General features: G+C 55.1%; 18 protein-coding genes. 8 read left to right on the top strand and 10 right to left on the bottom strand.

What is annotated here, in order from left to right; all coding sequences use genetic code 11:
- The first annotated feature begins 168 nt into the window (after positions 1 to 168).
- Positions 169 to 2,097, top strand: a complete 1,929-nt coding sequence (locus tag R0135_RS08170) for a winged helix-turn-helix domain-containing tetratricopeptide repeat protein (protein WP_407349764.1) — start codon at positions 169 to 171, stop codon at positions 2,095 to 2,097.
- Here R0135_RS08170 and R0135_RS08175 read toward each other — a convergent pair.
- Together R0135_RS08175 and R0135_RS08180 are read right to left on the bottom strand one after the other, a co-directional pair.
- Positions 2,094 to 2,753: an alpha/beta hydrolase gene (locus R0135_RS08175; protein ID WP_407349765.1), complete on the bottom strand. Its 660-nt coding sequence runs from the start codon at positions 2,751 to 2,753 to the stop codon at positions 2,094 to 2,096. The two genes, R0135_RS08170 and R0135_RS08175, sit on opposite strands and share 4 nt — an antisense overlap.
- Before the next feature lie 111 nt (positions 2,754 to 2,864).
- On the bottom strand, positions 2,865 to 4,274 hold the full coding sequence (locus tag R0135_RS08180; RefSeq protein WP_407349766.1) for a S1C family serine protease: 1,410 nt from the start codon (positions 4,272 to 4,274) through the stop codon (positions 2,865 to 2,867).
- A gap of 499 nt (positions 4,275 to 4,773) precedes the next feature.
- On the opposite strand from R0135_RS08180, the gene R0135_RS08185 reads away from it, so the two are divergent.
- Both R0135_RS08185 and R0135_RS08190 read left to right on the top strand, forming a co-directional pair.
- The gene (locus R0135_RS08185; RefSeq protein ID WP_407349767.1) at positions 4,774 to 5,067 is read left to right on the top strand and encodes a type II toxin-antitoxin system RelE/ParE family toxin; all 294 of its coding nucleotides are present in this window, start codon (positions 4,774 to 4,776) and stop codon (positions 5,065 to 5,067) included.
- Positions 5,068 to 5,076: 9 nt separating this feature from the next.
- Positions 5,077 to 5,346 carry a HigA family addiction module antitoxin gene (locus tag R0135_RS08190; protein WP_407349768.1) on the top strand — a complete coding sequence of 90 codons (270 nt, stop codon included), beginning with the start codon at positions 5,077 to 5,079 and terminating at the stop codon, positions 5,344 to 5,346.
- 57 nt (positions 5,347 to 5,403) lie between these two features.
- Here the strand turns inward: R0135_RS08190 and R0135_RS08195 are convergent, their stop codons facing one another.
- The 5 genes from R0135_RS08195 to R0135_RS08215 form a co-directional block, all read right to left on the bottom strand.
- Positions 5,404 to 6,933 (bottom strand): M20/M25/M40 family metallo-hydrolase, encoded by a 1,530-nt coding sequence (locus R0135_RS08195; protein ID WP_407349769.1) that lies wholly within the window; start codon positions 6,931 to 6,933, stop codon positions 5,404 to 5,406.
- Positions 6,934 to 7,033: 100 nt separating this feature from the next.
- Positions 7,034 to 7,771 (bottom strand): hypothetical protein, encoded by a 738-nt coding sequence (locus R0135_RS08200; protein WP_407349770.1) that lies wholly within the window; start codon positions 7,769 to 7,771, stop codon positions 7,034 to 7,036.
- 198 nt (positions 7,772 to 7,969) lie between these two features.
- Complete coding sequence (locus R0135_RS08205) at positions 7,970 to 9,436, bottom strand: hypothetical protein (RefSeq protein WP_407349771.1); 1,467 nt, start codon at positions 9,434 to 9,436, stop codon at positions 7,970 to 7,972.
- Positions 9,437 to 9,792: 356 nt separating this feature from the next.
- Complete coding sequence (locus tag R0135_RS08210) at positions 9,793 to 10,752, bottom strand: helix-turn-helix domain-containing protein (protein ID WP_407349772.1); 960 nt, start codon at positions 10,750 to 10,752, stop codon at positions 9,793 to 9,795.
- Positions 10,753 to 10,939: 187 nt separating this feature from the next.
- Entirely contained in the window at positions 10,940 to 11,662 is a 723-nt protein-coding gene (locus R0135_RS08215) for an IS6 family transposase (protein WP_407349773.1), read from the bottom strand.
- A 296-nt stretch (positions 11,663 to 11,958) separates the two neighbouring features.
- Here R0135_RS08215 and R0135_RS08220 point away from each other — a divergent pair, with 296 nt between their 5' ends.
- The 3 genes from R0135_RS08220 to R0135_RS08230 all read left to right on the top strand — a co-directional run bounded on the left by R0135_RS08220 (position 11,959) and on the right by R0135_RS08230 (position 16,640).
- Complete coding sequence (locus R0135_RS08220; protein WP_407349774.1) at positions 11,959 to 14,412, top strand: TonB-dependent receptor; 2,454 nt, start codon at positions 11,959 to 11,961, stop codon at positions 14,410 to 14,412.
- Between the two features lie 120 nt (positions 14,413 to 14,532).
- Entirely contained in the window at positions 14,533 to 15,474 is a 942-nt protein-coding gene (locus R0135_RS08225; protein ID WP_407349775.1) for a 2-hydroxyacid dehydrogenase, read from the top strand.
- Positions 15,471 to 16,640 (top strand): L-lactate dehydrogenase, encoded by a 1,170-nt coding sequence (locus R0135_RS08230; RefSeq protein WP_407349776.1) that lies wholly within the window; start codon positions 15,471 to 15,473, stop codon positions 16,638 to 16,640. The genes R0135_RS08225 and R0135_RS08230 overlap by 4 nt, the downstream gene beginning before the upstream one ends.
- An 8-nt stretch (positions 16,641 to 16,648) precedes the next feature.
- On the opposite strand, the gene R0135_RS08235 is transcribed toward R0135_RS08230, so the two are convergent.
- The gene (locus R0135_RS08235; protein ID WP_407349777.1) at positions 16,649 to 17,386 is read right to left on the bottom strand and encodes a Crp/Fnr family transcriptional regulator; all 738 of its coding nucleotides are present in this window, start codon (positions 17,384 to 17,386) and stop codon (positions 16,649 to 16,651) included.
- A gap of 204 nt (positions 17,387 to 17,590) precedes the next feature.
- On the opposite strand from R0135_RS08235, the gene R0135_RS08240 reads away from it, so the two are divergent.
- Together R0135_RS08240 and R0135_RS08245 are read left to right on the top strand one after the other, a co-directional pair.
- Complete coding sequence (locus R0135_RS08240) at positions 17,591 to 18,382, top strand: 2-keto-4-pentenoate hydratase (protein WP_407349778.1); 792 nt, start codon at positions 17,591 to 17,593, stop codon at positions 18,380 to 18,382.
- A gap of 45 nt (positions 18,383 to 18,427) precedes the next feature.
- A complete protein-coding gene (locus R0135_RS08245) occupies positions 18,428 to 19,231 on the top strand; it encodes an HpcH/HpaI aldolase family protein (RefSeq protein ID WP_407349779.1) in 804 nt (267 codons plus the stop codon).
- A gap of 33 nt (positions 19,232 to 19,264) precedes the next feature.
- On the opposite strand, the gene R0135_RS08250 is transcribed toward R0135_RS08245, so the two are convergent.
- Both R0135_RS08250 and R0135_RS08255 read right to left on the bottom strand, forming a co-directional pair.
- On the bottom strand, positions 19,265 to 21,397 hold the full coding sequence (locus R0135_RS08250; protein ID WP_407349780.1) for a PQQ-dependent dehydrogenase, methanol/ethanol family: 2,133 nt from the start codon (positions 21,395 to 21,397) through the stop codon (positions 19,265 to 19,267).
- 55 nt (positions 21,398 to 21,452) lie between these two features.
- The gene (locus R0135_RS08255) at positions 21,453 to 23,186 is read right to left on the bottom strand and encodes a dihydroxy-acid dehydratase (protein ID WP_407349781.1); all 1,734 of its coding nucleotides are present in this window, start codon (positions 23,184 to 23,186) and stop codon (positions 21,453 to 21,455) included.
- Positions 23,187 to 23,200: the final 14 nt, after the last annotated feature.

Raw genomic sequence — 23,200 nt, forward strand, 5'->3', positions numbered from 1 at the left:
TTAGGCCTTGAATTCAAATGGTTTTTGCCCCAACCTCATACGCCATTAGACTGACGAAATCCCAAATTTTTGAACGATAATCAGGCACAAAGCCAGCCGTCATCGACTGTCCGCGACCCAATCTGCAAGCGATTCAGAGTGGGCGCCAACGACGTGGACTTTCGGTCCATGCGCATCAGCAGAGAATCAAACCCGATTGCGGTAGAACCCAAGGTGCTCGCAGTCTTGCGAGTACTCATAGACCACGCTGGCGAAGTGGTCGGCCGAGAGACACTCATCGACGCCGTTTGGGGCAATCAGTTTGGCGGCGAAGAGCGGCTATCCCGGGCTATCTCACTACTGCGTAAAGCTCTGGGAGACATCCGTGGCCAACACGAGCATATCGAGACCGTGCCCAAGGCGGGGTATCGGCTCATTGCGGATGTTCGCCCGGTACTTGCAGATGCCCAAGCTCCAGCCCAGACGCGCGGACAATCCCGATACCAGCGAGCAGCAATCGTCATTTGCCTTGTTATAGCATCAGGTGGGCTGCTGCTGTGGCTAATGCAAATCTCGGGGGCAAGCTCTGATAAAACACCTCCGAGCACGGCCTCAGCTCCTATTGCCAGCAAGGTGCTGGATAACTCTATTGCCGTACTACCATTCACCGACTTGAGTCCTAAAGGTAATCAGCAGTATTTTTCTGACGGTCTCGCCGAAGAAATTCTTGATGCCCTGGCTGCCATTGATGGGCTCAGCGTAGCCGGCCGCACCTCCTCCTTCGCTTATCGCGGCGACGACCAAAGCATCGAAAACATCGGCAAAGCCTTGCGGGTGAAATTTCTGCTGGAAGGGTCCGTGCGCAAGCAGAACGATACCGTGCGTGTGACGGCGCAACTCGTTCGAGTTGCAGATGGCTATCACGTGTGGTCAAAAACCTTTGACGGCGACCTCAACGATATTTTTGATTTTCAGGAGTCAGTTGCACGGTCCATAGCTGGAGAACTGAGTCCCGAGGCCAACAGCGCCGCTCCCGGTCGTCTCGCGCGACTACTGACAAGTGACCGCGAGGCCTATGAGCTGTATCTGCAGGGGCGCGAAATGTCCCGACGCTTTGGGCGCCAGGAAAAACTCACTGCTATCGATCTGTTAGGCAAAGCGGTGGAGCGCGATCCAAATTTCGCGGATGCCTGGGCATGGCTGGCGCGTTCGCACCTGTTTATACCCATTACGGATCCACAGCAGGATTCCAGCGATCACATAGCTATGGCTCGCTTTGCGGTAAAAAAAGCACTGGCAAACGATAACGACATTGCTATGGGACACTATGTGAGCGCGCTGCTCCATGACTACGACCTGAACTTTGACGCTTCTCTGGATGCCATAGAGCGTGCCTACGCCGCGGCTCCAAATCAGCCGTTCTTTGCAATACGCCGAGGCTTTTACCACCTTGCTCTTGGCTATGTGTCCGCGGGTTCAGCGATGATCGAGAAAGGATTGCTTCTGGATCCCACGGATGCGTTGGGACTTCTTAATTTAGGTCAGGCCAAAATACACCTCGGTGACGTAGATGGCGGGATGGCCTTAATCGAGCGCAGCGCTTCTCTGGGCTTCGCCCCAGCCGGATTGCTGCGGTGCGTGCATCTGGCAAATATCGGACAACCCATCGAATCCTTGCAGTGCTGGCAGCAGCTTCCGGCTGTCATCAAGTCGCGATACCCCGATGCTCTGACGACGACTCAGGCATGGGACGACCTTGGCCGCGTGTATGCATTAGGCGATGAAGCCGCTCGAAAGCGCATACGCTCAATCGCCTTGGAAATTGTCAGCGACCCGGACATACCCATGAATGGCTATCTCTATGGGGTGCTTCAGGCCGTTAGCGAAACCGAAACGTACCTGCAGCTGTTTGTCGATCGACCATTTTTGCTGAATGCTAGCCCGCTTCGTCTTATGTGGCTGAGTCTGGGCGATACGCGGCGTGTTACCCGGGACGCGAAGTTTGCCGAGTTTGCCACGCGCTTGGGTTTCACCCGAGCATGGCAGCGCTATGGATGGCCGGACTATTGCCATAGAAATGCCACATCTTCAAATCAAAATGACTTTTACTGCGACTAGCCCAGAACTGTTTGCAACCAGCTCGATATATCAGCTATCTCCTGCGGACACACCGTGTGCTCCATAGGATATTCGCTGTAGTCCACCGTATAGCCCATCTCCACCAGGCGCTCACAGGCCAGCTTACCCTGTTGCACAGACACCATGGGATCGTGAGTGCCATGGCATATTTTTATGGGAATCTGCTTGTTGGCACTGTTGGGGGTGATTGTGTCCTTGGTCGCGAAATAGCTTGAGAGGCACATAAGGCCTGCCAGTGGATACATGTGGGTAAGCGCAGTTTGATAAGCAACCGCGCCACCTTGAGAGAATCCAGCCAATACGATGCGGTCGCTCGATATCCCCCGGTCAATTTCGCGATCAATGAGCAGCCGCACCCTTTCTGCCGACTCAATCAGCTGGCTGAGATCGACTTTTCTCTCAATGTTCATTTCCGTAATGTCATACCAGGCAGGCATAACGTAACCACCGTTGATGGTGATGGGGATCGACGGGGCATTGGGAAACACAAAGCGAACAGCCATGTGATCGGGCAGTTTTAGCTCCGGAATAATCGGTGCAAAATCATTGCCATCAGCACCCAGACCGTGCAGCCAGATAACGGCGGCATTGGCAGGTGTTTGTGGTTCTTTTTCGATGCAAGGGAGCAGCGGCATATCAACGCGCCTTGATGGCAAGCTTAGGAGGCCGGCAGTATATACAGGCCGCTCGTCATCCACAGGGTTTTGTTATTGTGAGCCCCATGGGCGTAATTGGCTGAGCTTTAGCTAGACGTCGCTGCGAAAGTCCGCATCGGCCTCAATTTGAAAATAGCCAATCCTGCCGTTACGGCATTCCAGCAGTACCGCGCCGCCCCTGTTCTGTTCCAGTATGTTTTGAAACTCTGAAAGGGTTTGGATACTAGTGTCGTTGGCTTTAATGATCAGCTCGCCCGGCGGCCACTCCATTTTGTCGGCCTGGGTGCCTTGATGGATTTGGGTCACCACCAGTACAGGTTCTTCCTGATCAATGGTCTGGATCATATCAATCTGGGCATTGGCATCAATATCGCGCATGCCATCGATAATCTCGACACTCAGTTGCTGGATGATCATTCCGAAGACCTCCAGATACTTTCTTTCACTAATGATCGGTATGGACGGGATGCCTTTTTCGGGATTGCGCATGGCTACGGCGCGGGTGTGGTGAACCTCTCCGGCCCGTTGGTAGGTGATCTCGACGGCCTCACCAATAGGCACCAGCTTTATAACATCGTAAATATTCTGGTGCCGGTATAAGCCCTGCTTACCGATCACGATGCCATGTCGATCAAACTCAATACCATTGATAGCCAGAATCACATCCCGCGCCTGAATTTTTGCGGCCTCCAGAAACCCATGCGCAAGCACCTGGGCAACGATGACGCCCCGGGCCTGGGTCTGTTTAAGCAGGGGGTTAAAGTTCTCGGCATTCTTTTGCAGTTTGCCGCCCATACCCGCGAAGTACGATTCGTTGTGCTGCAAAAGGTTTTCGATAATTATTTTCACAAAGCTCGCTGGCGTAATGAAGCCGATGTTTTCGGCATTCATCATCACCGCGGTATTCAGGCCTATTACCGTGCCGTCATCGCTGATGCTAGGCCCACCGGAGTTGCCCGGATTAATGGCTGCGTTGGTTACAAAGTGTTCGGTGGAATACTCAGAGCCCGATACAAAATTGGTGATCTCGCCACCGGAGACGTTGGGCTCGATCATACCCATGGGATAGCCGATTGCCTTGATCTCTTCCCCCCGGAAAGGGCTGCTGCCCTCCCGTAATTTCAGGTATTCAATATCCTGAATGGCGTACTTTTTGAAGCGCTGCAGCTCTGTGTTGCCCAGCTTGATGAGCGCGATATCCGGATCCAGGTTTTTTACCAGGCCGACCACTTCTGCTTCGAAGCGTTCTTCACTGGTGAGCATAGAGCTGATTTCGACCTTGATAGAGTTTCTCACCACGTGCGCATTGGTCACGATGTGTCCCTCAAGATCTAAATAACGGACAAAGAATCCAGAACCGGACCACTGACCTGGAATCTTGATCGACGGATTCATGACCGACTGAATATCTTCTTCGAGCTGGCCTTCAACATGGACCTGCACAACACCGCTCATCATCTGTCGGGCGACGTCAGTTAGATTTTTTTTTGTCTCTGACATAGACACAGTATAGGAGCTCAGTTTTGAAGCAGTCGCCTGATTATCGACAAGTTACGTCATTGATAGCACGGAATTCCAGTTTAAGGGTACTAAACAACGGCCCTACTCCATGTCGCCAACACACTGCCCCTAACCGAACAACAATGCCTAGGTGTAACAAGCTACCTCCGGCGTCCCGATGCTGTAGTGTCAGTCAGCGTGCGTAAATGCAGTAGCGCGAGGTATGAGCCCACCGAGGGGGCACTAAGATACTGATAATTAAGAAGAAAAATGGTAGCTACGGGTGGACTTGAACCACCGACCCCAGCATTATGAATCGTGCTGGAATTGCTTAACTGATTGATTTTATTAACTTAAACTCGAGCGCCCACAGCGCATCTTCCATGACAGAGCACAACGAATCACGACAAGTCCCGCAAATCTCCCGCAGCTTACGATCGCTAAAGCCACCTCGAAAGGCAGCTTTGCCATTGTTATCGAGTTCCGATAACATCGGAACATGATCGTATCCTTTGGGAATGCACTCACGGAAGACCTCTTCTGCGACAGGAAGAGTAAATCGACCAGATCGTTCCCCAATGAACTTCTCAGAATCGCAAGGCGGAAGCTTCTCTACCTGCACGATGCAGCGGACCTGCAGGATCTGAGAGTTCCTCCGGGCAATCGACTTGAGACCCTGAAGGGTAAGTTGAAGGGATTTCACTCGATCCGCATCAACGATCAATGGCGACTGTTTTTCCGCTGGAGCGGCGGACAGTCACACGACGTACAGATAGTGGACTATCACAGATAGGTGAAGGCCGTGGATAGACAACCGAAAAATCCGTTTCATCCGGGCGAAATGTTGCTGGAGGAGTTTCTCGAACCCCAGGGAATGAGCCAGGCTGCGTTCGCCCGAAGAATTGGTTGGACCAAAGCGCGACTCAATGAATTGATTCGTGGAAAGCGCGGCGTCACTGCCGATGCGGCATTAGACCTCGCGGAAGCGCTGGGAACGTCGCCTAAGCTTTGGATGAACCTCCAGGCTACCTATGATCTGGACAGGGCCGCTGCGGCCAGAGAAGTAGCATAGCAGCGCCCACCTACTGCATCATGGATACAGCACGCTTCCTCGGCAGCCCTTCACCCATCACTGTGACTCGATATTGGTCATTAGCTGGTAGTAAAAACCGATAGAGCGGCCAACCTCTTCAAGTTGAATCCGCTCATTGACGCCGTGCAGCCGAGGCAGATCAGCGACGGACTCGAGTTGAAGCGGGGTCACCGTGAAGGTGTTGATACCCATCGGCTTGGCTGCGAAATACTTTGCATCCGCCCCACCCACCACGAAAAACGGCGCAACCATGATGTCGTTATCGTAAATCTGCCGCAGCGTTCTCTCGATCAGCTTGTACTGGTCGCTGTAGGGATCGGCGATGTTCGTCGCCGGGGTCGACTGCGACACATCCGTGATAGTGATCCGGTCATCATCGATCACGTCTCGCACGTAGTCCATGATGTACTCTTTGCTATCGCCAATGGTGGGCCGGAAATTCACGACAGCCCGTGCCATAGGCGGTAATACGTTGGCCTTCACTCCACCTTCGATGATGGTCACCGCCGTTGTCGTGTGCAGCATGGCGCGGGTGAGATCCTGTTTCTCCATCATGTCGATAAACTGTTGCTCGAGCTCGGTGATCTCGTCGTCATCACCGAAGGCCACAGCCGCGTACATGTCGTGCTGATCCTCAGGTAGTTCCGGCCCCATCCAACGGTACTGGTGACGCAGGGCGTCGTTGAGCTTGTAAGGGAATGGAGCCGCCTCGAGCTTCGCGATTGCCGCGGCCAGGATGCCGATATTCGAGGTTTCTGGCGGCTGGGAGGAGTGACCGCCTACACCGTCCACCCGGAGTTCGAGGGCGAGGTAGCCCTTCTGGGCGATGCCGATGAGCGCGGTGTTCTGGGGAATTCCTGGAAACAGCCCCTCGGCGAGGGGCGCCGACTCGTCGAAAACGAGGTAGGCCTCCGCTATCCCCCTCTTCTCGAGAACATCGGCAATGTGTCCGACGCCCTCTCCCCCTCCGACTTCCTCATCCTGCCCCATGACAAAGTAGTAGGTACGCGTCGGCTGAAAACCCTCTTTGATCTTCATCTCCGTCGCTTCCATGATGGCGAAGATCATGCCCTTGTCATCCCAGGATCCCCGGCCCCAGAGATAGCCCTTGTCGACTGTTCCCGCGAAAGGATCGTAGTCCCACTCGTCCGGAGAGGCGATCGGCACCACGTCCTGGTGCGCCATGAGGATGACTGGAGCCAGCGAGGGATCCTTGCCCTCCCAGGTGTAGAGAAGGCTGTAGGGCCTGGGATCGCCCATAACTTCCCGAGTGAGGGTCTTGTGCACATTAGGGAAAGTTTCCTCCAGATAATCGTGGAACGCCTCGAAGGCCTCGACATCAAAATCGTCGCGATCCTCATTGGAGATCGTGGGGAAGCGTACGCCTCCGGCGAGCCTCTCCACCGCGCCATCGAGATCCACCTCAATCTCGACACGTTCGACGTCTGCAGACTGCATCGAAGTAAACTCCTGAGCGCTCTGTACAGCAGCGGTGACCATGTACGCTCCCAGAACGGCGCTCAGCGAAAGAGAAAGCGCTGCGGTTGAGTTCCTAAATGTTCCCATAATTGGTTTCCTCGTCATCTCGGTAATCTCTTGGGTAATCTGTGGACTTGCGTCAGCCCCGGCTGAATCCAGTGTCCGATTCTATTCAGGTCTCTCCACCTCACCAGGGCAAGGGAATGACCGGGCCGACCTGAAATCGGATCTGCCGCTCGGGGCCAAAATCGTCGGGAGACTCGATGTACTCCCAATACTGCAGACTGAACTTCCAAGGCGTGCCACCGAATACCGCGGTTTTAGAGACCCCGACACCGAGCGGAAAGCTCAGCCGGTTGCCGCTGCTCGCCTCATGGTTATAGCTAAAGGTCGGTGTCGCCTGGATCTGCCAGCCATCCTTGAGATTGACGGTGTAAAAGTACTGGCCGCCAGTAACGCTCGTGTTGTAAGCATCCTCGCCTGCGACATCCCATTGATGTGTCAGCAGAGCACCCACGAAGCCCCAGGACGTTTGCGCACCGATGAGTATTTCTGGGCCGAGAAGCCACTGATCCAGCCCCAGACGATCATCCGTCGCTGTTGGCATCGTGCCGACGACCCCCCCAACCACCATCATGCCGTTGTCAAAGGTCTTGCCGACAGCCGCATCAAAGGAGATGTCCCCGAGCTCGACGCCGCTGCTTTCAAAATTCCCGCCGGCAGCTGACAACTCCGACGGCAACACCACCTCGCCGCCTACCAGGGGTACGGGTTGGTCGATGTACACGGGGATCAGCGGTCTGGCGAAAAAGTTCACTCCGGGACCGAGCGGATATGGCAGCGAGGGCTGAAAACTGACTCGCGTCGCGCTCTGATCATAGGCACCGGGAGCATTCCCGCCGTAAGTGGTGAAATCGATCGGCACAGCAAGGAAACCGAGCGAAGTATTCGGATTGGCGAGTTCTCACGCAATGTCAGCGGCGCTTTTCTCTTCCTGCGCAAGCGCAACGCTCCATAGGGCGAGGCACACCCAGAAGAGAATACGTGACAGCCTGAATTCGCCGACCGATATCAAAATCATGCGCTTCTCCGTATTCCTTGATGGCCCCAGTCTCGGCGCCGCTCAGTAGTAGTAGAACGTGCTGAACTGCAGCCGAGCCGCGTCACCGCTGGAGCCATCGACTGTTTCCCGCTCGCCCCACATGTATTCCACACCGACGCGGAAGCGAGAGTCGAAATCGTAGATGAGGTTGGCGTGAGCGGCCCAGCCTTTGGCCATTTCATCGGGCGCAAACAGTTCAGGAGTCTTTTCCATTCGCGTGTAGGCGTAATGCAGATTCGATGTCACTTTGTCGGAAAGGCTCAGGTGCAGTCCGACATTGGCGTTCCAGCCTTCCGCGAGCTCAAGGTTGCCTTCAGTGCTGAGGGCGGCGTTGGGTGTCCCCGCATTCGCGAAGGCGATGATGTCTGAGAGGGTGCCCTTGGTGTAACCGGCGTTGAATCCGAGAAAATGCGGTTGGTCGGCGCGCAGGTAAACACGAGATCCCAGCACGGTGGTCCAGCCCAGCTCCGACCGATCCTCTAAGCCATCCGACCCGTCAAAACGAACTTCATTGACCGAAGCGCCGACACTCAGCACGCCTTGATCCCAGGGGTAGCTGATGCCACCGGAAAGCCGTGGCGTCCTCGATCGGGCGATGCCCCGGCCGGCAATCGATTCAGGGATCACGATGCGTGTAGCGTCGTAGGACTCAAGCCCGACCGCCCAGTCGAGCTTTCCGAAAATCTTGTTTCCGTCCCACTTGATCTGTTCCGAGCGACCGCCGAGCAGCGCGTCACCGGCCGCAAAATCGAGCATCAGCGGCAGCGCACGCAGTTCCGTAAGAATCGACCAGGTCCGCCCCGCCTGCAGTTGGCCGAACTGAAAATAGGCGTGTCGCAGACGAAAGTTGGTGCTCTCGGCGCCGTCGAAAAAGTCAAACTCGAGAAAGAACTTATCCAGATTAAAAGGTGAGTTGACGTTGCGGATCTCCAGGTGAGTACGACTCTCGCGGATATGCAGCTGGCTGTAGCTACCCCCCGGGGGGCTGTCGGCTACCGGTATCTGGCCCAGAACGAACTGATAGGGATCTCCCACGCCGTCGAAGTCAAAAATCAGGTCAGTTTTGGCATAGCCTCCGATGGAAAATCGGTAATCGGAGCCGAACAACGGTGCCGATTTCTCGAAATCAGGATCAATATTCTCTTCGCCCCGCCCGAGCGGAGAGATCGTAGCGTCAGCCAAGATCTCCTCCCTCCCGGCTACGGGAAAGCCGTCCGATTCGCCGGCAGTTCCATCGGCATGGTCGGCTAACACCGGCCCGCTATCTCCCGTGAGGACAACGCCGCTGTTCGGCGCAGCCTGTTCTGGCAACTGCGGATCAGTGTTGGTGTTGACGCCTCGAAGTATCTCGATCTCGTCCTGAAGAACCAGCATCTGCCGCTGCATCTCGAGCAGCTTTGCTTCCATCTCCTGAATCGTCATGCTTTGGGACAGCGCCTGATCAGGAGTGTTGAGCCCCAGCAACAGGACGAGAACAGGGCGACTCATGCACTGCAGCGTGCGCTGTGAAGTGCTCCGTAGCGACCGGCGGCACGGGAGTGAAGTCATCAGTGGTCGCGAGTCCAAGCGGAGCGCTTTGATACCTGTGCTCCCCATTCTGCTTCCCTTCCTCTGAGCCAACATTGGTGGCGGGACGATGCTCTCACGACGAATCAGCCGTTTCCGGCGGGCTTATCGCGCGGCAATGCTTAACAGCATTATTGAAGGTAATGAAGAACTCACAACAAAAGAACGTATGCAAATTCCGTCACGTAGAGGATGCGGTGGACCCATGGCACACGGCACAGGGCACAGGGCACAGGACGCTGGACGCTGGACGGCTTCGCGGTAGCTCAGGACGCGCTTCAGGCCCGCAGCGTAGCCGACGGCGACTCTCCGAAGAGAGCCCGGTACTCCACAGAGAAACGGCCGAACTCCGTCAAGCCAACCTCGAGAGCGGCTCGCTTGACCTCACCACGACGCTTGTCGGCGTGCAGCAGAAGCCGCCGCGCTTTACAGAGTCGCCGTTTGTAAAAGTAATCCAGCGGTGAGAGGTCACACACGGATCGGAAAGCGCGGTGCAGCGTAGACTGACTTACACCCGCTGCAGCGCAAAGGTCCGCCGGGGAAGCCGGTTGCGCCGATGATTGGAAAAAGCGTTCCTCTGCACGCCGGACAATCCGCTCCGGCTCAACGGCACGCTCATCGCGCATTTGTGCAGGTGTCGCCCAGAGGTAAGCGTCAGTCACGAGGCCGAGAATTGCGTCGCTCGGATCCGGCAGATTAAAGGGGACCTCACCTGAAAGCTTCGCCTCGATTCCGGACACGAGTAAGGCGCTGACTCCTGACCGGAAGCGCGCCCCGACTTCGGGGCTAAGCCTTAGCTCCATGCCGTCAAGCATCACTTCCTCGGGCTCCCCGCCACGTAGCGCCGCGATCGTTTCGACCAAGACGATACGGGGAATGGCGATTGCCACGGCACGCCGGGCGCCGCCTGTAATGTACAGACCGTCCTGCTGCCGGGCCACGTACAGCGAATCACGACAAATGTCGCGCCCGTTCACCCGGCCCTCGCAGGCCCTCTCCACGAACCAGAAAACAGCACGGTCTCCGTGTGTGATGCTCGTCATCACCGAAGGGGTGTGAATCTCAGCCCCGAGCACAGAGACCTTCTGTGACGAAAAAATACGGATATCGCCAGGCCCAGGACCCGGCTTAAGCGGCACGTACTCCGCTTCTGAAAATGGGAGCAGCGAGTTGATCGACGTTCGGTAGTCAGCAGTCGAAGACACTCTCGTTGCTAATATCGTTAGACGTTCCTGCATCGGACCCACCGGCGTTAGATTTCTCGACATCCTTTAAAGGCTAGCATAGCCAAATTTCGGGGTTGTGCAGCTCGCTTGCACGGCGGCGTTTACCAAGCACGGGCAAACTGCTTGTCTTCCATCAATTGTACGCTGGAGCGTTTTGGCAACTTAATTCGTCTGGGGCGCTGAAATCCGCCATATGACCTCAAGCAACTGCCCTACTCCGTTCTTCAAACGCACTTACCCTGAGACTCCTATAGTGCTCAGCCGTAATCATATGCCTTCCCAGATTGAATCGGTTTGAAACCGCTGCATGCACACCCAGGAATCGCTGCGTCTGTCTCAACGACTTGAACATCCGCATCCCTCGCTCTCGCACGCGGGTCGCCTCATGAGATTGCTCTGCTCGGTTATTCGCATACCGATCATTGACATGGATTGTTTCAGGGATCAGTTCTCTATGAGCAACACCATAACTTCTCAACTTATCCGTAACGATCTGCCTGGGTTCGCCTCCATGTGAACGCAGCAAGCGCCTGAAGAACCGCTTAGCAGCAGCCCCATCTCGTTTAGTCTGAAGATAGACATCGACCACCTCACCATCTTGGTCGACCGCCCTCCACAGGTAATGCTCCTTACCGCGGATCTTCACTAAGACTTCATCAATGTAGAAGGTGTCACCATAGCCTTTGTGCCGGCCCCTCAATCGATGGATGTAAATAGCCCCAAATTTGATACACGAGAGACGGATTGACTCTCGGGTGACAGTGATAACTCGCTCTGCCAGCATGTCTGCGATGTCGCGGTGACTCAGGTTGAAACGATAGTAGAGCCCGAGAGTCTGCCCCGCTTTATGGGTGCGGAGTAGCTGATGATGTCGAGCGGGAATCGGTGGCGCTTGTATGTATTCATCACCGGATTGTCTCATTTCGGCGAGTTAAGTTGGCAATACCTTATCTAATGATGCGTGGCAGTTACCTAGACTCCCCGTTCGCTGTTTTAGGAACTTGCCTTGGATTTGCTACCTAGACTTATCGACTAAAACTGTCCGCATGGCGACATTGTTGGACCTTAATCTTGTTTAGAGTCGACCCTCACCGTGAGACGACATAGGCATGGCAGTAAGGAGCCGCAAGCGAATTGCTGTGCTGTGTTGCCAGGGTGAAGAAGCTAGGGGTTTAAGATTCTGCCAAGGAGATAACTATAGTGAAAGTATGTCAGTTTATGAAAAAACCGCTCGCGCTCGCAGTCATCGGAGTGAGTATGTCTCCGGTGCTATCAGCGCAGCAGCTCGAAGAAGTGATTGTCACCGCGCAACAGCGCTCTGAGTCAATGCAAGATGTTCCCATCTCTATGGTGGCAATGTCCGGTGAAGCGATTAATGAGCAGGCCATCACCAAGATGGAAGACTTCACCATGAACATGCCTGCGGTCACTGTGGCGCAAAACCCCATTGGTAACTTTTTGTTTATTCGCGGCGTTGGAACCGGCGGCGCAAACCAAGGTATTGAGCAATCTGTCGCAATTTTTCACGACGGCATTTTTATGGGACGTCATCAGCTGTCCCGGGCTCCGTTTATGGATCTAAACCGTATCGAGGTGCTGCGCGGACCCCAGAGCATTCTTTTTGGTAAGAACACTATCGGTGGAGCACTCAGCCTGCACACCGCAAAGCCGACAGAAGAATTTGAAGGTTCTGTACAGGCACTTTACGGCAGCTATGGCGAAACCGAGATCAATGCTGTCGCTTCGGGGCCTATCACGGACACCTTGCGTGGGCGAGTCGCTTATCGCAATTATCAGATTGATGGCTACTTGGACAATGTCATCCAAGGTGGAGAGGCGCCTGAGCGAGAAGACGAGACCATACGCGTGTCTCTGGAGTGGGACGCAAGTGAAAACATCACGGTTTCGGCGAAATACGAAACAAGCACCTTTGAGCAGCTTGGTTCGATCACTCAATTAGGACGCGTAGCAAGCCCCGCATACAATCCAACGTCGGCGTTGCTTACCGGCCTTACTCAGGCCTCGGTCGCGCTGGCCACAGGTGGCAGTGGTATAGAGCAGATTGACGATGAGCGTGCTGTGATCAATGACGGTGGCGCTATTCTTGAGCAGTTGGGCGTGATTCCTGCGGGAGTGCCGGGCTTTCCTGATAAGACAGAACGCAGTGACAACGATATGGAACTTGGCCATATCAACTTTGATATTGCTCTGGGAGAGCACACGCTGACACTGTTGACTGGGTATGCCGCTTACGATTACGTGGATGTCTGTGATTGCGATTTTTCGGCACTGCCGTTTATTGAGGTAGACGCTTCGGAAGACTACGAGCAAATCTCTCAGGAGGTTCGTTTTAGCTCTCCCGTGGGCAAGCGCCTTGAGTACATTGCGGGTTTGTATTACCACGACGCCGACCTTTTTTATCGATCAAAGGAGGCTTTCGGCACCGCGGCCTTTGGCGGTCCAAACGTAACTCGAGACTATAATTTTGACCAAGACCAAACGCAGCTGTCTGTCTTTGGCTCGATGACTTACAGCTTTACAGATCGTTTGCGTGGTACCGCGGGGCTTCGCTATTCAGATGAAGAGAAGACTGTTAATCGACGCCTTGATAAACGCTTCACGGGTGGTTGGGACTACAGTGCTGCCGTGGGGGCACCTGCCGGTACTTTCGCCTATGGCAATACGGCGGCAGAGTACGATCGCTTTGAGCAAGAACTTGCTCCCGTCGCAGCCGCGGTAGATGCCGCTGTTTGGAACGACAGTGGGTTTCTTGGAACCTACGAGCATGAGTTTGTGAATCGCACGCGGAGCGAGGACTTTGTTGATTGGTACCTGAACATGGAGTTTGATTTGGGTGACGACACAATGGTCTACGCGACAGCATCAACTGGTGTCAAAGGCGGGGGCTTTGATGCGCGATTCCTCAAAGAATCTAACACTCCCCGCGCCGATCTCTTCGAATATGAAGAAGAGTCGTCTCTCGCTATGGAGCTGGGTGTTAAAACCACCCTGCTTGATGGCGCGATGCGCCTAAATGCCGCTGTGTTCCGCAATGAGATTTCGGACACGCAGGTGAGCATCTTTGACGGGGCAACAGGCTTTGTTGTTGTTAATGCTGCGGAGGTTCTTTCTCAGGGGCTTGAGTTTGATATCCAATGGGCCGCGACAGATAAACTAGTGATCAGTGCCGCTGGTTCATTTCTGGACTCGATTTTCGATGAATGGGGCACAGCGCCGTGTTGGGCAGCCCAGCAGGTGGATCCCTCGCACCCGGAGTTTACTCCTGGTTGTAACAACGGGTTCCGCGACGCATCGGGCGATAACACACAGTTTGCTCCCGAGCTGGCGTTTAATCTGAATTTTGATTACTCGCAGCCCATTGGCAGTAACTTCGAATTGCGCGCCTTATTGAATGTTAACTACTCTGACGAGTTTGCAACGGTCGGCGATTTGGATCCACTGATTGGATTTCAGGATGCCTTTACCACTGTGGATATGCGGGTAAGCTTTGGGGAGATTGGAGGCAAATGGGACGTCGCCTTTCTTGGTAAAAACCTGACAGACGAACAGATTGGTTACAACAACAATGATCAGCCACTGGTGGCGGGTAATGGATTTAACTCTCTGATTCGCCTTCGTTCACTAGCGCTCCAAGGCTCCTATCGATTTTAGATAGGCACAGTTTGCGGTGCTTGAGGGGAGGCTTTAAGCCTCCCTTTTTTTGCTTCGCCTGCTTTTGGCCTAAGTGGTCTTGGCGTAGAGTTTCTCTGCAGTCAGTAAAGGAAATCAATCATGAATAGCCCCGTTATTGTTATCGCCCGCGACTTCCCCGAACCCATGCTTACGCCGCTGCGGCAATTGGGTGAGGTGCGTGTTTACGATTCCGCATCGCCCAGCGAAAGCTTGCGCGATGCGCGTGTTTGGCTAGGTACGGCAGTCGATCCCGTGACCGCGCAATTGATTCAGTCGTTTCCGGACAGCCTCGGGCTCGTGGCTAACCTGGGTGTGGGTCTGGACAATGTCGATCTTGAGGCCGCCGCGCAAGGAGGGATCCTGGTTACCAATACCCCCGTGGTCACGGAGGACACCGCCGATCTTACCTTTGCGCTTCTTATGGCCACCTGCCGCCGCCTTGGAGAGTGTGAGCGTGCGCTGCGGGCGGATGATTGGATGTCCGGCGCATCACTGTTGGGTCAACGTGTGCACGGTGCCACGCTCGGCATTGTTGGCTTTGGCGCGATTGGCCAGGCCGTGGCGCGGCGGGCAGCTGGCTTTGCCATGAACGTGATTTACCATGGTCCCTCACCTAAACCCGAGGCTGAGCAACAGTGTGGCGCTCGCCATTGCGCCACCCTTGATGAGTTGCTCGAGTCCTCGGACATCGTGTCCTTGAATTGTCCTCTTACCGATGACACGCGGCACCTCATTAATGAAAAGACCCTGGCCAAGTTCAAGCCGGGAGCGGTGTTGATTAATACCGGCCGAGGCCCCTTGGTACACGAGGAGGCCCTGGTTCATGCGCTTGAGTCGGGCCATCTGAGCGGTGCTGGCCTGGATGTGTTTGAGTTCGAGCCTGCGGTGACGCCTACCTTGTTGAATCTGCCTAAGGTCACGCTATTGCCCCATATTGGCAGCGCGACAGCGGAGTGTCGCAAAGAAATGGTTGGGCGTGCTTTTGCCAACATCGCAAGCTATCTGAAGACCGGTGATGTGCTGGATGGGTGCACATCATGAGCTTGCTTAATGTTGTTCCCGTGACTGTTGAGGATTACCGGCGTCGGGCGCGGCTGCGTTTGCCAGGTTTTCTGTTTGATTACGCAGACGGCGGAGCAAACCGTGAAGAAACCTTGGCAGCTAACAGCAATGATTTTCTGAAGATAAAGCTTCGCCAGCAAGTCATGCGCGATGTGTCTGGTGCAAGCGCAGCGACTACGCTGCTGGGACAGAACGCAAACATGCCTCTAGCCTTGGCCCCCGTTGGACTTGCGGGTATGTACGCGCGACGCGGTGAAGTGCAGGCCGCAAGAGCCGCGCAGGCCCACGGCGTGCCTTTTTCAGTGTCCACCAATAGCATTTGCTCGATGAGTGAAGTCAATGAGGCCGTGGCGACCCCCGCCTGGTTCCAGCTCTATATGCTTCGCGACCGCGGCTATGTACAAGAAATACTGCAAAACGCCTGGGACGCCGGTACCCGCACCCTGATATTTACTATAGATCTTCCCATACCTGGGTTGCGCCTACGGGACTATCAAAACGGCATGCTGGGTACCGGCTTGCAGTCCAAGGTGTCAAAGCTCCTGCAGTTAGCCAGCAGTCCGGTGTGGGCCTACGATGTGGGCATTAAGGGCAAACCTCACTTGTTGGGTAATCTTGCGGGCAGGGTTCCGGATGCCAAGGATCTCAACAGCTATAAAAGCTTTGTGGAGTCGCAGTTTGACCCTGCCGCGACCTGGGAAGATATTCGTTGGCTTCGAGATCAATGGCGTAGCCAGCTTTTGATTAAAGGAGTGCTCGAGGTCGACGATGCTTTAGCGGCGGTTGACTGCGGTGCCGAGGGTGTTGTGGTGTCTAATCATGGAGGACGACAGCTTGATGGTGTTGCGTCGACCATCAGCAAGCTTCCTGGTATTGCTCAGGCTGTGGATGATCGTGCCGAGGTTTTCCTCGATGGTGGCGTTCGCAATGGTATTGATGTCGTAAGGGCTGTCGCTTTGGGCGCACGCGGCGTCTTGATCGGCAGGCCCTGGCTTTTTGCCCTCGCGGCGCAGGGAGAACAGGGCGTTAGCGCCCTGTTGCAGGTCTTTGCCAACGAAATTGCTGTGGCGCTAACACTCGCCGGCGTCAAATCCGTACATGAGTTAACCCCAGAGATGGTGGAGAATACACTTTCTATCGCCTAAGTGCATAGCTAGTCGATTGCCCGGGATACGCCGGCCGTGGGCACCTGATAGGTTGCTACAATAGAGTCGGTACCTACCAAAACGCCGTAGCTGTTGGTTAACTGCTCTAGATCGATGACTCTGATCTTGCCGTAGCGAAGACTGATGAGTTGCGCCGCTGCCAATTGCTGTAACTCTTTGTTCACGGACTGTCGAGAGGCGCCCAGCATATTGCCGAGGCCCTCCTGAGAAATCGGTATGTCTGTTTCCGTGGGGTCGGTGACAAGTGTGTGCGCAAGGCGACACAGTGCTATTCCGATGCGTTCCCGCAGGGACAGCCCACTGGTCTCGAGCCAGACGCAGTAGGCTAGCCGGGCTCTGCGCGCAAGTACCTGCATAACAGCGGTATTGAATGCCGGAAACTGTCGGTTAAAACTTTCGAAGTCTGCGCGGGTCCAAACGCGAATGATGCAGTCTCTTGCTGCAATAGCATTGCTGATTCGGGGCAGGCTGTCGATGACGCCCATTTCGCCAAAACAGTCTCCTTGCTGAAGCTCCACCGCAACCAGCTCATTACCCTCGTTTGAATAGGAGCACAGTTTTACCGCGCCAGAAACAATTTGGTACCACTCGTTGGGCTCATCTCCCTGATGGTACACCGCGTCGCCCCGATCTATTTTTCGCTGTCTTGCCTGCAGCACCAGCTCCCCCCGCAGTGCATCAGGTAACTGTTCGATGAAGTCGTGCAAATGAGGAACGGTGATCATTGGCTCTTGCTCCCGTTTTTTTGTTGGGAATCTCTTTATTTTTTTGACTATAGCACGGAGATAGCGCGTGTCCGGCTGGCTGTGACTGTCGAGTAGCCGACAGATTTACCCACATCGATCAAGGATATTGTCAGCATTATAGTGGGTCATGGCGGCATGGCCTTAGCTGTTTTTTCACGTTGATATTCACAAGGGTGTATTGCCATGTTGACCGAAGTTACTCGAGAAGAAATTGCAGCACAGATTGTCCGCTGTTTTGATGAAAAAAAGCAGATCAGCCTGCTAACTCAGTCTCATCCAGATATTGAACTAGAGGACGCTTACCGTATTCAAGAAAAGGTCGTAACTAGTCTTACCTCCCAAGGTAGGCGGGTAAAGGGTTACAAGATCGGGCTGACCTCTAAAGCTATGCAAGATATGGTGGGTTCGACCGAGCCGGACTTCGCTGCGATTCTTGATGACATGTTTATGGATGAAGAAAGCGAAACACCCCGCACAGATTGGCACACGCCGATGGTCGAGATCGAAATGGCCTTTGTGATGAAAGAGCGTTTGCAAGGGCCGGGGCTCAACGTTGCCGATGTGATTCGCGCCACCGATTTTGTATTGCCCTCCATCGAAATTGTCGATTTTCGGGTGGCCATGGCCCCGGGAATGGATGTGCGCGACACCATTGCTGATTTAGCGGCGGTAGGTGGTGTAGTGCTGGGTGGTAATCCCGTGCGTCTTGAGGATATCGATATTCGTAAAATCAACGGCACCCTGGCAATTAATGGCGAAGTGCGCGAACAGGGATGCGCTGATGCAGTACTGGGCAATCCCTTAACGGCAGTAGCGTGGCTTGCGAACAAACTCGCCGCCTTTGACGTCGCCTTCGAGCCTGGTGATGTAATTCTCAGCGGGTCTTTTCTGCGGGCACTGCCTGTGGAAGCGGGCGATAAGGTGGTTGCGGAGTTCGACAATGGCTTTGGTCGTGTGGCGATCAATTTTTCCTGATTAGACCTTTCGGGTCCGACAGCGCATGCATCAAGGAATCAGACTATGCAGAATCTTTCCCTAAAAAAATGGCGGAGTGGCGAGCGATCGCTCGGTGGCTGGAGCAATCTGCCGGATATTCACATCGCTGAGCTTCTAGCAAGAAGTGGTCTGGACTGGATCTGCTTTGATTTGCAGCACGGTCTAATGGAATACAGCGACCTCACCCGGCTATTGCCGGCGATCACGGGCCAGCCAGTGACTCCCATTGTGCGCGTCGCTGATAACCAGCCCGATCAGATAGGTAAAGCGCTCGATGCGGGCGCTCAGGGCATTATTGTGCCTATGGTGAACAGTGTCGCCGAAGCGCGGTCGGCTGTGGATGCCTGTCGTTACCCACCTCTGGGTAACCGTTCCTGCGGTCCTATGCGACCCCTTCTTATCGAAGGTATGAGCTACCTGACAGAGGCCAACTCGGAAATTGCCTGTCTGGCAATGATCGAGACTCAAGCGGGTCTTGATGCTGTGGATGCCATTGCCGCCGAGCCTGGCATCGATGGTCTCTTTGTGGGCCCCGTGGATCTTTGTTTTGGTTTAGGGATTACCCCGGGCGATTTTGGCAATGACAAGTTCGCTCAGGCTATCGCTATGATCCTCGGCGCCTGTGAGCGGCACGGTAAGTTCGCAGGTATGTTTGGCTACTCTCCAGAGCTTGCCGGGCAAGCGCTGGAGCAAGGCTTTACTTTTGCCTCCCTGGGTACAGACATTTCGTTTCTTCGCGATGGTGTAACTGGCGCTTTCACCCGATCGGGGTGTGCGGATCAAGAGCCTGCTGCTACAAAAGAAGAGGAACCAACCGCGGGCTACTAACACCCGCCAATATGACCCGCCGCTGGTGATTTTTTACTCGGCTGAGGCAGACGCCTTAGCCTGCTTGTTTTCCTGTTTAGCGTTCTGCTGCTGATCGTAGAGACGTCCGGCCTCATACAAGGTGTACTGGCGAATAGCCTCGGCGTCACCGGCATTGATGAATTGCTTAAAGCCCACCATGCCCAAGCCGCTGCGCTGCCCCTCAAGGACGATCGCTTTCCAATTGTCATGCACCATGGCATTTGAGTGGCGTAAATCCGGAGTGAGGCCAGCAGTGCGCATACCGTCGCCATGGCAATAACTGCAGTGCCGTTGATAGACCATTCTGCCGTGATCAACGACCTCTGAGCTGGCGGTTACGATCGCTGGTTGGCTCGCAAGACTACGGTCGTCTTCAGGTATGGGGGGCAGCTCTGCACTACCGCCCAGCTTGAAGACGAGCACCCGAGAAAGGTTGGGTATTTCCCAGTGGTGCGTAACCGCGCCGGCCTCTGCTCCGGCGCCACCCCCGAAGCCTACAGCCGCGGCAATGTACTGCTCTCCATCCAGGGAGTAGGAGATGGGCGCAGCTGCGGCGAGGGTTTGGGTGTCGAAGGACCACAGGACCTTGCCGTTGGTCGCATCCATAGCTCGTAATTTTGCAAAGCCACTGCCTTGGAATACCAATCCACCTGCCGTGCTCAATACACCGCCGCCGGCGAAACGGCCCATTTCTGAAGCCCATACCGCTTTGCCGGCAATAGGATCCCAGCCGACCAATTGACCCGTCACGGCACTGTCGTACATCGCATTTAGATCAGGAATATCCGGCGGCACGTTGGCCATGCGATCAAAGCCGACGTTCCAATAACCGCTGCTGGGTGTGCGGTCCTCTTCTCGCGTTGGCGCGAGAAAGGCAATAGGGGTGTTCATGGTTGGCAGGTATACAAGACCGGTATCGGGGCTGTATGACATGGGAGGCCAGTTGTGCCCCCCCGCATTACCCGGAAGGCTAATGTTCTTGCCATCAAAGACTCGCGCGGTGTCTGTCTCAATGGGGCGCCCGGTAGCCAAGTCAACGCCAGAGGCCCAGGTCATAGGCGTGTAAGCGTCCGCTGATAAAAGCTCGCCCGTCTTGCGATCGAGCACATAAAAAAAGCCATTTTTGGGGGCTTGCATGAGCACCTTGCGCGACTCACCTTTTATGGTCAGATCGGCCAGCATGATGTGCTGCGTGGCGGTGTAGTCCCAGGTCTCCTTGGGGGTCGTCTGATAGTGCCAGACGTATTCGCCGGTTGAGGCATTGAGTGCAACGATAGAGGCCAAAAACAAATTGTCTCCACCCTCGGGGCTCCGTAGCTCTGCGTTCCAGGGCGACCCGTTACCGACGCCAATGTAAAGAAGATTAAGTTCGGGGTCATAGACCATCGAGTCCCAGACGGTACCGCCGCCGCCCCATTCCCACCACTGCCCGGTCCAGGTCTTTGCCGCTTCTTTGAGCGCCGCGGACTCCAATCCTTCACCGGGATTACCCGGGACCGTATAAAAGCGCCATGCCTGCTCGCCGGTTTTACTATCGTAGGCCGTCACGTAGCCACGCACTCCCAGCTCTGCACCGCCATTGCCGATGACCACGTAGTCCCCGGCCAATCGCGGAGCGCCAGTGATCGTGTAGGACTGCTCCCGGTCGGTGGTTTGCACATCCCACAGCACATCTCCGTTGTCGGCATCTAAGGCTACGAGCCGGCCATCATAGGTGCCAATAAATACTCGACCGTCGCTATAGGCCACGCCTCGATTCACCGCATCACAGCAGCCCTTGGCCAGAAAAGAGCGTGGTACTTTGGGGTCGTAGAACCAACGCAATTTGCCCGTGCGCGCATCTAGAGCGTAAACCATCGACCAGCTTCCCGAGACGTAAAGCGTTTCGTTCACCATGAGGGGAGTGGCCTCAACACCGCGCCGGGTATAGAGGTCAAAAGACCATTGCAGGCCCAATTCCTCGATGTTGTCACGATTAATTTGCGTAAGCGCAGAGTGTCGCTGTTCGCCCACATCGTTGCCGTGCAACTGCCACTCGGTGTCTGGGATTTTCGCGTCATTAGCCGTGGCAATGAGCGGGCTTAAGAGCATAGCTCCCAGCATGAGCGCTTTGCCGGTGCGACAAAAGAGATCCTGATTAGTCATGGTTATCCTCTTCAAATTCTTATATGTGCGCCAAAGGTCTGATGGGCTTTGGTTCTTACATGTTTTTTTCGGCGTCGTTTTCCCATCGCACGCCACCACTGTGAGTGACTGCACCGCGCGTTGCAGGTCCGACACTCGCGACATACTTCTCTGCATAGCCACCGTTGACAATGCTTTTGGCGGCTTTGGGTACCAGCGCAGCCTGTCGCGCATCAAGCGCCTCGTCATCTAGCTCCAGGGTGAGCGAGCGATTTGCAAGATCGATGTAAATCGAGTCGCCGTCTTCGATGAGGCCTATAAGCCCCCCTGCCGCAGCTTCCGGCGTGACATAGCCTACGCTGAATCCTCGGGAGGCCCCAGAAAAGCGCCCGTCTGTCACTAAAGCCGTGGTTTCACCTTTACCCATCCCATAAAGCAGGGCTGTCACGGTCACCAACTCGCGCATTCCCGGACCGCCCACAGGCCCTTCGTTGCGGATCACGATGACTTCGCCATTGTTGATGTCATTGGCGATTACCACTTTAAGGCAGTCTTCTTCTGATTCAAATACGCGCGCTGGACCGCGAAAATCAGTGCGGTCTATACCGGCGTTTTTGATCACTGCACCGCCCGGAGCGAGGTTGCCTCGCAGCACGCTGAGCCCGCCCGATGTAGTACGGGGCTTACTGATGGGCATGACGACCTTGCCATCAGCTGGCGCTGCGCTTTGTAACTCCTGCTCCAGCGTTGTGCCGGAGAGTGTGAGGCAATCCCCGTGAATAAAGCCGCCTTGCAGTAGCTGGCGCAATACGCAGGGGATACCGCCTACCTCATGCAGATCCACATACAGGTAGGGCCCCGAGGGGCTAAGGTGAGTAATAAGCGGGGTGCGTTCAAATACCTCGGCCACATCATCGATGGTGAATTCGATCCCGGCTTCGTGCGCGATTGCCGGGATGTGCAGCGCGGAATTGGTTGACCCGCCAGTAGCGGCAACGGCCGCGCAGGCATTCTCCAGACTCTTGCGGGTCACCAGGTCCCGGGGAAGCGGAAAATTAGCTTCTACCGCCTGCATTAACGTTCGTCCTGCGGCCCGGGCGATGGCCTGACGTTGTGAGTAAACAGCAGGCACGGTACTTGAGCCAAGCGGAGCGAAGCCGAGCACTTCGGCGATCATTCCCATGGTGTTTGCGGTGAACTGTCCAGCACAGCAACCGGGAGCGGGCCACGCTTTGCGTGAGACTTCCTCTAGCTCCTCTTCGGTACTTTGGCGAGCGATGAGTTTGCCGGTGTATTCCGCGACAGTTTTCACCTCAACCGGATCGCCTTTATAGTTTCCCGGCAGAGCGGGGCCGCCGTTCATAAAAGCACCGGGTACATTCAGGCGTGTTAATGCCATCATCATGCCCGGAAAATTTTTATCGCAGGCGCCGATACAAAACAGTCCATCGTATTGGTGTGCGCGCATGACAATCTCGATGCTGTCGGCAATGATCTCTCGGGACATGAGTGAAAAGTGCATGCCCGAATGCCCGTTGACCAATCCATCTGACACGGAAACCGTGGTGAACTCCCTTGGTGTTCCGCCGGCACGGTAAACGCCTCGGCGCACCTGCTCGGACACCTCAGCTAACTTCACATTGCAGGGGCTCATTTCGCCGTGGGTTGAAACCACCCCAATAAAAGGCTGAGCGATGTCTTCATCATCCAGACCCATGCCACGCAGCATAGCGCGAGCTGCGGCTTTTACAGGTCCGCTCTTCATGACCTCTGAGCGGTAACGTCGCTTTTTATCTTTTTCCATGCTCATGGCAGGCTCCTGTG

The sequence above is a fragment of the Congregibacter variabilis genome, assembly GCF_045689235.1.
Classification (GTDB): domain Bacteria; phylum Pseudomonadota; class Gammaproteobacteria; order Pseudomonadales; family Halieaceae; genus Congregibacter; species Congregibacter variabilis.